This is a genomic window from Paenibacillus sp. AD87 (genome assembly GCF_001659845.1).
Taxonomy (GTDB): Bacteria; Bacillota; Bacilli; order Paenibacillales; family Paenibacillaceae; genus Paenibacillus; species Paenibacillus marchantiae.
The window spans coordinates 505,252-519,967 of sequence record NZ_LXQN01000007.1 but is presented as its reverse complement, the minus strand read 5'-3'; the positions used below and the strand labels follow the sequence as shown (position 1 = coordinate 519,967).

The following is a 14,716-nucleotide window of genomic DNA, read 5'->3' as shown; positions in this document are numbered from 1 at the left end:
TCGCTTTAGCTGCATCCAGCATTAATCCCCTATAATCAACACTGGACCTAAGCTATTTTGTTGCTTTGGATTTCCTCGTTCACTCCTACCTCCATTATGCAAGCGCTACCAATTTTGAGATAGTTGAAAAACCCAATAAATTGATGGATTAATTAAAGATCGTGCATTCATTGCATAACAAAAAAGACACCCCCACATGGAGAGTGTCTTCATTCAGCCGGAGCTCCCGGCTTATTTTTTCATGTAGATCGAGCGCAGCTCCGTAGGAGAAACGCCAGCATATTTCTTAAACTGTCTGTAAAAGTATGTGGAGTCCCAATAGCCCACCTCGCCCGCTATTTCTGCCGTTTTTTTGTCCGAATATAACAGCAAATGAGTGGCACGCTCGATTCGGTACTGGTTCACATAATCAGAAAAGGTGGTACCGACCTCTTGCTGGAACAATTGGCCGAGGTAGTTCGGATGAAGCTCCAGCCTCTGACTGAGCGTCTTAAGTGAAAGCTCATCCTGATAGTGATTTTTCACCACCTCCAGCACAGCCATGATATGCGGACTGTACGTTTTCTCGGCGGTATGATATGTATCCAGCGTGCGATGAACAACCTTTCTGACTAATTGTTTCAGTTTGTTGAGCGTATGAATTCTGGACAGGGGTCCGAAGATGTCCCCGTAGTCAGGCGTTTTCTCTAGTTCCTTGGCGGCCAGCATAAGCTGAATCGCAGAATTGAAGAACGGTGTTCTCGGGAGGCAGGGTTCCTTACCCTCAACAATGAAGAATTCATCGATGAACCGATCCACCTCTGTACCTTCACCATCCCGTAGCAGCTTGTGGAACTGCTCCATCGCTGGCCCAGGCTTCTCTTGATGCTGATTGGTAGCTTCTTCGTTCTCCACTTGCATGATGAAGGTATTACAATCCATAAACAAATGATTCTGAAGCCACAGCTTTACGGACTTGCAACTCTTTGGAAAACCCAGATAGGTCGACTCGGATTGACCGATGACCCCCCATACACGTGCACCTGTGTCCTCAGCAACCGCTTGCTTCATTTTGGTGAGTGCCTGAAGCTGCCATTCATCACTACCTTCCGTATCGGCTGAAACAAAGAGCAGCATGATGTCTCCGTCCTGATCAGGAAAACAGATGATTCCGCAGCCATCCGGGAGGCCTTTGTTCCCGATCTGCTCACACTGCTCAGCAATTCCCGGCAGATACATCTGGGGATCATCCCCCTTGTCATCTCCTACAATCCGCAGAGAAGCCGCACAATATGTGGACTTGTTCATGGGAATCTCAAGCATCTGTGCACGCTCACGGAATTCTTTGGCGTCAATGGTCTCGTTCGCCCACCGCTGCAAAATATTGTTGCGCAGAATCCTCCAGCTCTGATCCATTTGAATCTGGCGCATCTCTTCGTGCTCCCAATCCCGCTGCATATGCTTGATGGTCGCTTCCAGTTCATCCATATTGACTGGCTTGAGCAGGTAGTTCTCAACCCCCAGTGAGATGCCCTCCCGCACATATTTGAATTCTTCGTAACCACTTAAAATAATGAATTTGGTATATGGATTGCGCGCTTTAGTCTCCCGGATCAGTTCAAGTCCGGTCATTTGCGGCATCATGATATCCGTAATAATCAGATCGACAGGAACCTCGTCCATCATTGCTAGCGCTTCCAACCCATTGCAAGCCGTTCCGGCAATTTGCATATTATTCTGATCCCAATCAATGATGGCTTGCATTCCTTTCACAATAAGCGGCTCATCATCGACCAACATTACACTTCTCATCCCGTTTCCTCCCTTGTAACTGGAATGCTGATGGTCACCTCACATCCTTCGCCCTCCACACTGTTCAGGTGCAGACCATAATCACTGCCATAATTCAGACGTATGCGGTCGTGTACGTTCTTAAGACCCAAAGATCGGTCAGATGTCTCAGTAGCTTCATCGCCCTTATGCAACCCATGCTGCAGTTCAAGCAACCTATCCGCGGAAATCCCCTTTCCGTTATCCTTTACACGGATACGAATCACGCCGTTCTCTTCTTCGGCTGTGATGGAGATTCGGTTATCCTCATCATTTGTACGAAAACCATGCACAATGTAATTCTCAATAATCGGCTGGACCAGCAACTTGACGACCATGCTTCCCGCCGCTGCATTCTCGATATGGGTCTCCACGTGCAGCTTGTCCTCATACCGATACTGGACCAAAGCCAGGTACATGCCGCACAGCTCTATTTCCTCCGCCAAGGTTACATGTGTCTGCTTTTTGATCAAATGACGGAACATCGTGGCGAGAATATAAATCATCTGCCCAACATCCCTGGCTCCCAAACTGATGGCTTTCATGCGGATGCTTTCCAGCGTATTGTACAAAAAATGGGGATTGATCTGGGCTTGCAAAGCGACAAGCTGCGCGTTCTTTTGCTTGATCTCCGACACATATACCGTTTCTATGTAAGACTCCAGCCGATCACACATATGATTAAATCTCTGCGAAATCTGCTGCAGCTCATCTTCCCCCTCCATCTCGATACGTTTACTTAGATCACCCTCCTGCCAGCGACGCATGTAAAGCACGAGTCTGTGAATTTTTTTGGAATAACGAAGGATGATGGTGAACGTCACCGCGATGCTAACCATGATGCACAGAATCACAATCCCAATGAGGCTGAAACGAATCGCCTGAAGGCTCTGTTTGATTTGCGACTCCGGAATAATAGAAGCCACGACCATTCCCGTATTCCCGATATTCAGCAGCTGCACCTTGGAGCGCTCCTCCAGATCCACCCAATCCTCCGGCAAATTCATCTTCCCCCAGTACGGGTAGACGGTGTTGTCATACTTGCCTTGCGAATCGAAAATCACCTGACCTTCCCCTGTCATCAGCATGATCCGACTGTCCTTGCCGTCGAGTCTATCTCGAAGAAGCCCTTTGATACGGTCTGTATTCAGCTCAAACATAATTGCTCCGTACTGCTTCAATGTCACGGAGTCTTTGAGCACATTCGCGTAGCTGTAAGGGGTAGGCTCATCAGCCATTTTCCCTTCGAACAGCGGTTCGCTGCCCATGTATTGCCAAGGTGCACTCCTCAGCCGCTGGAACCAGTCCTGATGCCCTGCAGACAGCTTGGGATGATAGTAAAAGTGCTGAGTCTCCCGATTAAGCACATAGAAGAAATCCTGATCCGTGCTGTATAACACGACATTTGCAATCGAAGCCTCATCCTTTAACAACAGACGTAATTGATAATCGAAGTTCCCTCGCTCTGTACGGTAGCTGTAAGCATATTGATTCAGACGCCAATTGAGAAAATCCTCGTATTCATGAGTCAAAAAATACTTCAGATCATCGCCGATCATGGCGTCGGTATAAATCTGCTGCACGGCATTATACAGCCGTTCGTATTGCTGATTCAGGTTGATACTGACAATATCCAGCTCCTGCAAACTGGCATCCATTTGTTCCTGTACCACTCGCTGTTCATAATAGCGGTAGGCCAACACCGATATGCTGATGAACAACAGGACCATCACCATGGAATAAAACAGCAGAATTTTGTTGAACATTTTTTTCTTCAAGTAGTTCTTATAGATGGTTCGTATCCTGGACATTCGCGCCTGAACACCTCCTCCAGACCAATTTCCAACTCAGTGTATCACCGTTTGGTTAAATTCGACAATCACCAGCGCTCAGAAGCAGTAATCCATATTTTAATTTGTCAAAAGCGAATGGAAGCGCTATAATGGGCGCATTCCCCTATAATAGTTATGTAATACATAATCGCTTTGGATGCTCTCTATATATGAATCACTCCCCGATAAAATGAACTGGGGGTTTTTAACGATGTTTCTTACTGAAAACAAACTACAAGCACGTATTCATGAATTATCCGAGCTCCGTTACCGGGATCGTTTGCCTTTAAATCATTTTCTTGCCTGCGAAGACCGCAGGGAAGAGATCAACCCGGTCCTGCCGGGAGACGATAGCCATTGGAAGCCTATGCATACAGGAGAAAGTTGGTCCGGTCGAGATCTCTATTTGTGGCTGCGTACAAAAGCCGAGTTCCCTTCCTCCTGGGAAGATAAACGGATTGTCGGACTGTTTGATTTTGGCGATACCGGGGGTGGAAACAATTCCGGCTTTGAATCACTGTTCTACTGGGATGGCAAGCCATTTCAAGGCGTGGATTCCAACCACAAGGAAGTGTTCTTTCCAGCCTCTGCCGCAGGCAGCACCAACGAGTTAATCTTCCGTCTATGGTCCGGTTTGGAAGGTGGCGGTCAGCCCCGCAACCAGACGCATACGTTCAGACAAGCAGAACTGTGTTGGCTGGATGAAGCTGTTGATGATCTTGTATTTACAGGATCGGCGATTCTGGAAACGGTCAACATTCTGGATGCCCATGCACCTGAACGTACAAAGCTGCTTCATGCGCTCCAGCAGTCCTTCCGCCTGATTGACTGGTCGCAGCCTAAGTCCGATGTCTTCTATACCTCTGTGCATGACGCAAGGGATGACCTAAGCTCCCGATTGAGTTCGATGGACAAGGCCTCTGATGTAACCGTTACTTGTATCGGTCACACTCATATTGACGTTGCTTGGCTGTGGCGGTTGAAGCATACGCGCGAGAAATGCGCCCGCTCCTTCTCTACGGTCATGCGCCTGATGGAGATGTTCCCGGAGTATGTTTTCCTTCAGACACAGCCCCAATTGTACGAATATGTGAAAGAGGACTACCCGGAACTGTACGAATCCATCAAGGAGCGTGTCGCTGAAGGACGCTGGGAAGCGGGCGGCGGCATGTGGCTGGAGGCTGACTGTAACCTGACCTCGGGCGAATCCCTGGTCCGACAATTGCTGATTGGCACTCGTTTTCTCAAAGAAGAATTCGGGACGGATTGCCGATATCTATGGTTGCCCGATGTATTCGGCTACAGTTGGTCTCTGCCGCAAATTCTGAAAAAATCCGGCATTCATACATTCATGACGACCAAAATCAGCTGGAACCAATACAACCGCATGCCATTCGATACATTCCACTGGCGCGGAATTGACGGCTCAGAGGTGCTGACCCACTTCATTACTACACCCGAGCCTTGGTCCGAGCCGGGGTCATGGTTCTATACCTATAACGGGAAAATCATTCCGAAGACGGTCAAGGGCATCTGGGATGCCTACCGTGATAAGGAGATGAACCAGGATCTGCTGCTGTCGTACGGATACGGAGACGGCGGAGGCGGAGTTAACCGCGAAATGCTGGAGATGAGACGACGGCTGGATCAACTACCCGGATTGCCCAAGGTCAAGACAGGACGCGCAGATGATTATTTTGAAAAGCTGCAGGAGACGGTCGAGAAAACCGATTCGTACATCCATACATGGGATGGCGAACTGTATCTGGAGTATCATCGCGGAACGTATACCAGTCAGGCGTACAACAAACGGATGAACCGCAAGCTTGAGCTGGCTTACCGCGAAGCGGAGTGGCTGAATGCATTGCAAAGTATTGTGCACAATGACTGGACTCTGTATCAAGCGAAGTCCCTGACTGCGGGTTGGAAAATCATTTTGCGCAACCAGTTCCATGACATCATTCCCGGTTCCTCCATCACAGAGGTGTATGAGGATAGCCGAATTGAATATGCAGAAGCTGAGCTGATTGGCAATCACGTGGACACGCAGGCGCGGATGGCTATTGCTGGCAGCGGAGAATCTCCGTGTACGTACACCATTTGGAACTCCTCCCCATGGGTCGTTACAGAAATCGTGAGCATTCCTGCGGCATCAGGCGAATTGGAAATGGGAACTTGGCTGAGCGATTCCGGTGAGATTCTGAACGCTCAATACCAGGATGCACGTTGGTCCGTCGAGGTAAAGGATATTCCTTCGCTGGGGTATACCACAATTCACTTCCAGAGTAATACGGTAAACGATATCCCTGAGCAATCTCCATTCATCCACACAGCTAATGGAATCGAGACACCATTCTATCTGCTCGAGTGGAATGAGAATGGGCAGTTGACACGCCTTTACGATAAAGAGCCACACCGTGAGGTGCTTGCCAAAGGCGCAAGAGGCAATGTGCTTCAGGTGTTCGAGGACAAACCACTTGCCCACGAGGCCTGGGATATCGATATCTTCTATCAGGAAGATATGCGAGAGATTACGAAATGCACCAGCATTGAAGTCGTAGAGACCGGGCCACTTCAGACCGTGATTCGCTTTGCTTGGGAATACCTTGGCTCCACGATTACGCAGAACATGACTGTATATACCGGGCATCGACGAATCGATTACGCCACTGAGGTGGATTGGCATGAACAGCAGCAACTGCTGAAGGTTGCCTTTCCTGTCGGTATCCGCTCTACGGAAGCCACCTATGATATTCAGTTCGGTAACGTTAAACGGCCCACGCACTGGAACACAAGCTGGGACTGGGCGCGATTCGAATCCGTTGGCCATCAATGGGCTGATCTATCCGACAGAGGTTATGGCGTCAGTTTGCTGAATGATTCCAAATACGGGTATGACATTAAAGATAACGTCATGCGGCTGACCCTGATCAAGAGCGCTACGCACCCTGATCCACATGCGGATCAGGGGCTGCACAGCTTCACCTATGCTCTTCTTCCGCATCAGGGAGATTGGCTCGTTGGCGGAACCGTGCAGCAAGCCTGGCTCCTGAATGCTCCAGCTCGATATACACAGGGACAATCAGAGCAGCCAAGTCGATCCATGCTCACCTTGTCCGGCAGCACAGCCATGATCTCGGCAGTTAAGAAGGCAGAGGATTCCGATCGTGTCATCGTACGCGTTCATGATTATTCCGGCAGCATGAATATGCTTGAACTGACAAGCGATCTACGGATTCACACGTGGAGAGAATGCAATCTTATGGAAGTACCGGAGGGCGAACTCCTGTATAATACACCGATAACTTTTGCTCTTGAACCTTATGAAATCAAGACGTTTGAGATTGATCTGAGAGTATAATCCTATAACTGTAGCAGCTTAACCAAAGAAACCAGCAAATCCCCAGATGATGGGCGACTTGCTGGTTTCTTCGTGTTGTGGTTATTTGATCATTATTCAGACAGTAACGGTCCGCAACCAATGCTTCTCAATAACGTATTATAGAACAAAATGGAAAGGATGGCGTTTATATGGGAGAGTCAATCAAAAAAATGAAGTCCCCCACCTTCATTTTCTTTTCATGCGTTCTGGTCCTGTCCGTTATCGTCGCGATCCTGTCCAGACCTTATTTCACAGAGCCGATTTTCCATGTTGAGAACAACAAGTACACATTGGATATTGAACAAGGTAATCTAATGACTTATCGCAGCGGAACGGCAGATCCTATTCAAGTACGCCTTGATCATCAGGAACGGACTGTTTACATCAATCATCAGCAATATCTCATCACGAAAATTGATTCTGCGTTCAGTACAACGTATAAGTTGATATATCCTAACGGAAACAAATATGAAGTCCAAGATCATTCCGGACAATTAATAAGTTTTGATGCAAAAGGCAATAGCGTTTCTGAGGTCTTCTTGTACGTTGGCAGTCAAAGAGTACTTCAGGATGGGGAAGAACAAATCTCTCCTGCAACGCTTGTAACAGCCGCTTACCCAGAATATCATTACACTCGTGGTGCTCCAGGTTTTCTGTTTCTCGCATTAGCCGCAGTGATTTTCGGATGGTGCAGCTTCCGTTATCAAAAATTTCAAGACTTCCTTTTCTACCTCTCGCTTCGTTCGTTCTGGGCGAACGATGTCGAGCCTAGCGACTTTGATTACTTTTTGAGCAAGGTATGCGGGATTGTCGTTATGATAGGGGCTATCTGGATCGCTTTTAAAGCATTCTGAACTGGAAGTAAGTTCGATGTGTCATGATTGATTTATTTTACCGTTTCGAGCGTATAACGATTGCGCGGAATCTCAAGACCCAGATTACCACGCAGTGTCTCATGCTCATACTCGGTACGAAACAGGCCGCGCTCTTGTAAGACAGGTACGACCAGATCCACGAAGTCTGCGAGTCCGTTCGGCACAACTGTGCGAATATTGAAACCGTCCGCAGCTTCGCCTTCGAACCACTCCTGAATCTGATCAGCGATCTGATCCGGTGTACCGATAAAAGAAGTGCGAGGCGTCGATGCAAGCAATGCCACTTGGCGGAGGGTCAGTCCCTGTTCTCGTGCCTGCTGCTTGATCTTGTCTGTTGTACTGCGGAAGCTATTACTTCCCAAATCACCAATCTCCGGGAAAGGTTCATCCAATGGGAATTGGGCAAAGTCATAATGATCGAAGTAACGTCCCAAATAATTCAGTGCATGGTCAATATCGACCAACTCCGCGATTTCCTGATACTTGCGCTCCGCTTCTTCCTCCGTTCTGCCCACAATGGGACCGATGCCAGGGAAGATCAGAATATCTTCTGCCTTACGACCATAAGCCACCGCTCTTGCTTTCACATCCGAATAGAACTCCTGAGCTTCCTCCAACGTCTCATGCCCCGTGTATACAGCATCGGCCGATCGGGCCGCCAGATCCTTGCCGGATTCGGAAGAACCTGCCTGGAAAACGACCGGATGTCCCTGCTCCGAGCGCGCCACATTGAGTGGACCCTGAACGGAGAAGTGATCTCCCTTGTGGTTCAGCGTATGCAGCTTGGATGGGTCGAAGAAAACACCGTTCTCTTTATCCCCGATAAACGCATCATCCTCCCAGGAATCCCATAGGCCTTTGACCACATTCAGATGTTCTTCTGCAATTTCGTAACGCAGCGCGTGGTTTGGATGTACGCCTTTGCCAAAATTCAGCGCCGAGCCTTCCAGTGGCGAAGTGACTACATTCCATCCGGCTCGTCCTCCACTAATATGGTCCAGGGAGGCAAATTGTCTTGCCACTGTGAATGGTTCACTATATGAGGTGGACAACGTCGCAACCAGCCCGATGTGTGAGGTTGCTTCCGCGAGAACGGAGAGCAGGGTTAAAGGTTCAAAACGATTCAGAAAATGCGGGTTGGATTTCTCGTTAATAAAGAGGCCGTCGGCAATAAAGAGAAGATCGAATTTCCCTTCCTCCGCCTTAATCGCCTGCTTCTTGTAGAAATCCAGATTTACGCTGGCATTGATCGGAATATCCGGGTGTCGCCAAAAAGAGATGCTATTTCCCACTCCATTCAAGTTTGCTCCCAATCTCAATCGTCGTTGTGACATATTAATTCCTCCCTATGTTGTAGTGATGACCATTTAATTCAGTCCAAGTACCTTTTTTTCTCTGAGGATCATTTCATCATTTCTTTATGCTGTTTCCGCCTGCTTCTGCTGCTGCCATGCCCAATCCCGGTTTATTCGCCTCGTTCCTTTCGCTTACCCGGACTGTCCAGGCTGCTCCCAGAAGGACAATGCCCGTTAGGAGAAAAATAAAAGGAATCCCCGTCCATCCGCCCAGAAAACCGCCGAGTAACGGGCCGAGTACAATACCGAATTGATTTGCAGTCTGACTCAGACTGACAGCCCTTCCCCGGAAATCACGGTCAGCATATTTGATGATTAACGCATTCAAGGCCGGATACACGGCAGCAAAGAACAGACCGTAGACAAATCGCAGACTTCCAAAATAAATGAGGTTATACGCCGTCAGTTGCAGTAAACTGCCAATGCCGCCGCCCAGCAGGCCGATAAACAGCGTTTTCTCGTATCCGATTTTTCCACCAATCCGTCCCCAGCGCGGCCCCATAATTACCGTTGCCACACCGATGGCCGAGAAGACGATTCCTGCACTAAGTGTTGCACTACTGACGTCTCCACCAATCTGGACCACATAAAGCATCAGTACAGGTTCGATAATGAGCACGGAAGTTGAAACGAGCAAAATCAAACCATAAATCCGCATTAATCCAGGAGTGGAGGCAGCTTTTTTCAGATCACCCAGAATACTCGTGCGAACCACAGTGCGGGGACCACGGGCTTCTTTTACCCATATCACCATAACAGCCGAGAGCAGCGTAATAATTCCCGAGGCGATAAAGCATCCGCGCAGCCCAATCCAATGGCTTAGTACTCCGCCCACAAGTGGTCCCAGAATTCCCCCGGCAGCTGTCGATGTGGAGATGACGCCAAGCGCATAACCCACATGCTTCTCCGGTGTATTGGTACCGACCAATGTAATGGATGCAGGATTGAAGCCTGCCATCAGTCCCTGAAATATCCGCACAGCAATAAATGTGTAAGGATCATAAACGAAATAGTTAGCCAGGTGAGCAATGGCGAGACCAACGCCCGAACGAATCAGCATCAGTTTGCTTCCGTATCTGTCAGCCAGCGATCCCCAGAAGGGAGCGCATAGGCCGCTGATCAGAAAGCTGATCGAGATCGAAATGCCGGACCAGACTTCCAATCCGCTCTGGATACCGAGATCATTTTGCAGAAATAGCGGAAAGAACGGAACAGACAAGGTGTAAGACATATGATTGAAAAATAGACCAAACCACAAAATATACAGATTTCGCTTCCAATGCGGCATCTTGGCATTCTCCATACTATATAATTCCTATATAAAAAGTAGGTTATTATCCATATTAGGATACCGTCACTGGAAAGTATAATAGAAAAGTTCAATAGACCCATTCAAGAATTAAATGAATGGATCTGTTTTATGCTGCTATTTTGACCGTAAAAATTACTTCACTTGAACGGACATGAATACATCCACCTCATCTTCACTGTCCAAAACAAACCCAAAGCGCTCATACAAACGCCGAGCTGGACTGCCCTGCAATACATTTAAAGTAACACGTTTGCCCTTAACGTCATCCCGTTTCAGTAGCATATTCAGCACTTGGGTCCCTATTTGCCGACCCTGATAATCGGGATGGATATAGAAATGTTCCAGCAGCATCTCCACTGACTTGGGCTTCAATGCTACACACCCCACCATTTCACCCTCGAACTCGATAATCCATGTATACTCAGGATCAAATGTATTACGGAAACGTTCACGAACCTTCACATCATCGTATCTTCCCAACCGGTTTAGATCATCATATAGAACCAAAGCTCGCAACTCAGCAAGGTGCTCCTCATCTGCCTGCTTGGATTGACGCATGGTTATTTGGATCATTGAAAGGACTCCTTTTACGTTTATTCGAATTCATGCTGCCTACGTTGCATTGTCCTCATCCTTTTCTTCCAGACACTTCTGAATGAATTCAAATAACCCCGCAGCTTCAATTGATCGATGTCCCCAATCATGCCAAAAATACAACACCTGTCCTACCGTTCCAGAACCTGATGGGTCTGTGTCCAGACATAGATAATCCCCACCACCATTTTCTGCGATCGGAATCCATTTGCAGTTCCACAGTACTGGCTTAATGGCATCATCTTCAATCTCCGGTTCCATATCATCTGGGTCGAATTCTTCCTGCAAAAACGCCCAATTCTCCTTAACCTGATCCAGAGGCGACAATGTCAGGTTCCGCACAAAGCAATCTACGCCAACATTCCAGACTTGTCCGTTATGTACACGATACAGAGCCTTCATCTCTTCAGGCAATGTCACCCCAAGTTGATTTTCCACAGATTGAAAATCTTCATCGCTCGCACCAGGTTGAAGATTGAGCGCTACCTCAAAATCTGCATTTGCTCCTGTTCCTTTTGCAATAATACGTTGCCATAGCAGCTCTGCTTGCTCGATCATTCTCATCCTCCTTTTTGTGTGCTATATAGATTGTCTAGTCTAATGATATAGAAAATCTATACTTCACGTTTCTCCTCAGGAGTATAGTTAATTCATTGATAATCCATATCCTTGTTTATCTTTCAACTGTACGATATCAGAGATAGGAAATACAAGGGAGTGCATGACGATCTAGTTAATCCCATCATTTTGCCAAATCAAAAAGCACCGCCCAACGGATTAATTCCGTATAGACAGTGCCCATTTTATAGCCTTTTTAATGCATATCATGTTGTTACTATTGTCTATATAGATTTCAATGCATCATTGATCTATGAGGATTTGATAAATTCATCTGGCCAGAGCAGAATCCGTTCAGTTTATTATCCCACATTTTTTGGGTTATGTACTTCATCTGAAACTTAAATGATTTCGTTATTCATTCTCTTGGCTTGTACAATCTCCTTGATGATCTTAGAACGATTCCAGACAACAAACTTGAAGACATGTCCACTGTCTAATGTAATGGTAATTCCGTTAGGGATTAGTCCCCATGTCGCACTTTTCTCAATCTTAGTCATAGCCCAGATCTCGATTTGAACCCATTCCGTCTGAAAATTCAGACCATGAGGAATAAAAATTAATCGTTCATTAGTTAGAAAAAGCTTTCCTCCTACTCCTTCAAAACCTCTTAATCAGTTTGCATGAATCCTCTCAAAAATGACGTGTTCATGGGGGCCGAATTCTTCCATTTCTATCAGTCTTCTTTTTCAGCCTATAGCTTGAATCACTATTATTATAGGTCGTTTTGACCGATATAGGAATATTTTGCGCATGTTCATTTGTAAAAAAGCATTGCCCAACGGAATCACTCCGTCTTGGACAATGCTTCATAAATTTTTTTGCTTTGAAAGGAAAGCTTCCTCTCGATTCCGGATTACATCTCTTTCAAAATACCTTTAACCAGTCCAATAAAGGTTGTTTTCACTTTTGCCGCGACTTCAATTACTTCATCATGACTTAACGGCTGGTCTAGAATGCCGCAAGCCATATTGGTCAGACAGGAAATACCAAGCACCTTCATGCCGCCATGAATGGCTACAATCGCTTCAGGTACCGTCGACATACCCACAGCATCCGCACCCATCGTACGAATCATGCGAATCTCTGCTGGAGTCTCATACGCCGGACCACTCCACCATGCGTACACCCCTTGCTGCAAACCAACATTCTGCTCCTCCGCTACCTTCAGGGCGATACTGCGGAGTTCGCGATTATATACCTGTGATACGTCCGGGAAACGCACGCCCAGCTCTGCATTATTCGGCCCCATCAGCGGATTGTTGCCTACCAGATTGATATGATCGGTAATCAACATAAGCTGTCCAGGTTCGAAGCTGGTATTGATCGCTCCACAAGCATTGGTGATAATCAACTGCTCGACACCCAGTGCTTTCATAATCCGAACCGGGAACGTTACTTCATCCAGCGAAAATCCTTCATAATAATGAAGGCGTCCTTTCATAGCTACGACAGTCTTGCCCATCAATTCTCCGATGACCAATTCGTTAGCATGACCAATCGCCTCGGATTGAGCAAAATAAGGAATGTCCGTATATGGAATGACGGTAGCATTCTCGATCTCGTCCGCGAGCGCTCCCAGCCCTGATCCCAGAATCATACCCACGACAGGCTTGTTATTAATACGGTTTAATATGTAATCTCTGGCTTCCTGAATATGTGCGGATTGATGCATAAATATATTCCCCCTGAACATCTGAGTTTGGATTAAGTAAGTACTATAAACCAAGTGTAATGAACATTAGTGATCAAGTAAATGGGAGCCGGATAAAGTGGACTATGCCTCTCCTCCCGAAAGCAGGTTAAAGTTTAAGCCCTGACTGTAACACCTCGAAATATGGTTTCAAAATCTCATCAAAATCAGGTTCGTCGCCTTCTGCTTTTTCCACATACTCCCAACTCCCATAAAAGCAGTTCTTCCATCCAGATGTTCACATATGCTGCAATAACATCTGGATGACTGATGAATAGGGTAGCGAATATTTAACTCTATCTCCAACCTTCCGCCCCCGCCCTTGTACAACATTAAATAGATGATGGATTCTTTATTATGCAAAAGAGGAGCGGATGTATTATCCACTCCTCTTTCTTTCTATTTAATCTGCGCTTGCCGTAATGTGTTCCCACTTGTCATATTCCTCAAGCATGCCATTCAGCTGCGTACGCGCCATCACAAGCCCCATGCTTCCGAGAGCCAGTCTTCTTGGAGGATTGTCTGTGCCGGCAATATCAGCAACCGCTGACATGGCTTTTTCAACATCGCCATAAGGCGCGGTCTCAGCAAGATCATTATACCAATCATACAGCGGTTGATAGTCCGGGATATCGCTTGTAATTTCTTGAGTATTTCCTTGGAAACCTGTCTTGAATCCTGCAGGCTCTACAAGGGTAAGGTTTACACCCAAGCCCTTAACCTCAGCGGCCAGACCTTCACTCAGGTTTTCAAGCGCTGCTTTAGAGCTACAGTAGATAGACAGCGTTGGCAAGCTTTGTACGCCGCCCATAGATGAGATATTGATAATGTGACCCGAGCGATGTTCCCGCATCTGTGGAAGAACGGCTTGAATGGTGGTCATTACACCAAACACATTCGTTTCATATTGCTGACGTGCTTGGTCAACGGATACTTCTTCAAAAATACCTGCTTGAGCATATCCGGCATTATTGAGCAGCACATCAATTCGTCCATATTGGCGCGTTACCGCATCCACAACCTCGTGTGTCATTTCCTGATTAGTAATATCCAGGGCCAGCACTTGTACATTACTATATTGGCTAAATTCAGCAGCAGCTTTCGATGTATCCCGCATGGTAGCGACGACATTCCATTCACGCTTCGCAAATTGAAGAACCAATTCTTTACCGAAGCCTGTTGATGTACCTGTGATTAAAATGGTTTTACTCAAGTGTATTCCCTCCAGATCACGAATTGAGCTTGG

The 14,716-nt window shown here is 47.0% G+C and carries 10 protein-coding genes and 1 pseudogene; 2 read left to right on the top strand and 9 right to left on the bottom strand.

From position 1 onward, the window contains the following. Positions 1-231: 231 nt before the first annotated feature. Both gpAD87_RS02470 and gpAD87_RS02465 read right to left on the bottom strand, forming a co-directional pair. Entirely contained in the window at positions 232-1,791 is a 1,560-nt protein-coding gene (locus gpAD87_RS02470; RefSeq protein WP_064635966.1) for a response regulator transcription factor, read from the bottom strand. Further along, entirely contained in the window at positions 1,788-3,620 is a 1,833-nt protein-coding gene (locus tag gpAD87_RS02465) for a cache domain-containing sensor histidine kinase (RefSeq protein WP_064635965.1), read from the bottom strand. Before gpAD87_RS02465 ends, gpAD87_RS02470 begins: the two co-directional genes overlap by 4 nt. A 232-nt stretch (positions 3,621-3,852) precedes the next feature. Here gpAD87_RS02465 and gpAD87_RS02460 point away from each other — a divergent pair, with 232 nt between their 5' ends. Together gpAD87_RS02460 and gpAD87_RS02455 are read left to right on the top strand one after the other, a co-directional pair. Then, entirely contained in the window at positions 3,853-7,002 is a 3,150-nt protein-coding gene (locus tag gpAD87_RS02460; protein WP_064635964.1) for an alpha-mannosidase, read from the top strand. A 191-nt stretch (positions 7,003-7,193) separates the two neighbouring features. Next, on the top strand, positions 7,194-7,877 hold the full coding sequence (locus gpAD87_RS02455) for a hypothetical protein (RefSeq protein WP_197521354.1): 684 nt from the start codon (positions 7,194-7,196) through the stop codon (positions 7,875-7,877). A 32-nt stretch (positions 7,878-7,909) separates the two neighbouring features. On the opposite strand, the gene gpAD87_RS02450 is transcribed toward gpAD87_RS02455, so the two are convergent. The 7 genes and pseudogenes from gpAD87_RS02450 to gpAD87_RS02420 form a co-directional block, all read right to left on the bottom strand. Beyond that, a complete protein-coding gene (locus gpAD87_RS02450; protein ID WP_064635962.1) occupies positions 7,910-9,232 on the bottom strand; it encodes an LLM class flavin-dependent oxidoreductase in 1,323 nt (440 codons plus the stop codon). A 76-nt stretch (positions 9,233-9,308) separates the two neighbouring features. Continuing rightward, positions 9,309-10,556, bottom strand: a complete 1,248-nt coding sequence (locus gpAD87_RS02445) for an MFS transporter (protein ID WP_064635961.1) — start codon at positions 10,554-10,556, stop codon at positions 9,309-9,311. Positions 10,557-10,697: 141 nt separating this feature from the next. Continuing rightward, positions 10,698-11,138, bottom strand: coding sequence for a GNAT family N-acetyltransferase (locus gpAD87_RS02440; RefSeq protein ID WP_064635960.1), 441 nt, complete (start codon positions 11,136-11,138; stop codon positions 10,698-10,700). Between the two features lie 39 nt (positions 11,139-11,177). Beyond that, the gene (locus tag gpAD87_RS02435) at positions 11,178-11,717 is read right to left on the bottom strand and encodes an SMI1/KNR4 family protein (RefSeq protein WP_064635959.1); all 540 of its coding nucleotides are present in this window, start codon (positions 11,715-11,717) and stop codon (positions 11,178-11,180) included. 401 nt (positions 11,718-12,118) lie between these two features. Then, positions 12,119-12,358, bottom strand: a pseudogene (locus gpAD87_RS02430) (GRAM domain-containing protein); the annotation flags it as partial. A 275-nt stretch (positions 12,359-12,633) separates the two neighbouring features. After that, complete coding sequence (locus tag gpAD87_RS02425) at positions 12,634-13,452, bottom strand: purine-nucleoside phosphorylase (RefSeq protein ID WP_063565293.1); 819 nt, start codon at positions 13,450-13,452, stop codon at positions 12,634-12,636. 421 nt (positions 13,453-13,873) lie between these two features. Beyond that, positions 13,874-14,683: an SDR family NAD(P)-dependent oxidoreductase gene (locus gpAD87_RS02420; RefSeq protein ID WP_064635958.1), complete on the bottom strand. Its 810-nt coding sequence runs from the start codon at positions 14,681-14,683 to the stop codon at positions 13,874-13,876. Positions 14,684-14,716 lie beyond the last annotated feature (33 nt).

Bases quoted from the DNA above. Each gene is read 5' to 3' on its own strand.
- gpAD87_RS02470 (WP_064635966.1), bottom strand. From the start codon at position 1,791: ATGAGAAGTGTAATGTTGGTCGATGATGAGCCGCTTATTGTGAAAGGA.
- gpAD87_RS02465 (WP_064635965.1), bottom strand. From the start codon at position 3,620: ATGTCCAGGATACGAACCATCTATAAGAACTACTTGAAGAAAAAAATG.
- gpAD87_RS02460 (WP_064635964.1), top strand. From the start codon at position 3,853: ATGTTTCTTACTGAAAACAAACTACAAGCACGTATTCATGAATTATCC.
- gpAD87_RS02455 (WP_197521354.1), top strand. From the start codon at position 7,194: ATGAAGTCCCCCACCTTCATTTTCTTTTCATGCGTTCTGGTCCTGTCC.
- gpAD87_RS02450 (WP_064635962.1), bottom strand. From the start codon at position 9,232: ATGTCACAACGACGATTGAGATTGGGAGCAAACTTGAATGGAGTGGGA.
- gpAD87_RS02445 (WP_064635961.1), bottom strand. From the start codon at position 10,556: ATGGAGAATGCCAAGATGCCGCATTGGAAGCGAAATCTGTATATTTTG.
- gpAD87_RS02440 (WP_064635960.1), bottom strand. From the start codon at position 11,138: ATGATCCAAATAACCATGCGTCAATCCAAGCAGGCAGATGAGGAGCAC.
- gpAD87_RS02435 (WP_064635959.1), bottom strand. From the start codon at position 11,717: ATGATCGAGCAAGCAGAGCTGCTATGGCAACGTATTATTGCAAAAGGA.
- gpAD87_RS02425 (WP_063565293.1), bottom strand. From the start codon at position 13,452: ATGCATCAATCCGCACATATTCAGGAAGCCAGAGATTACATATTAAAC.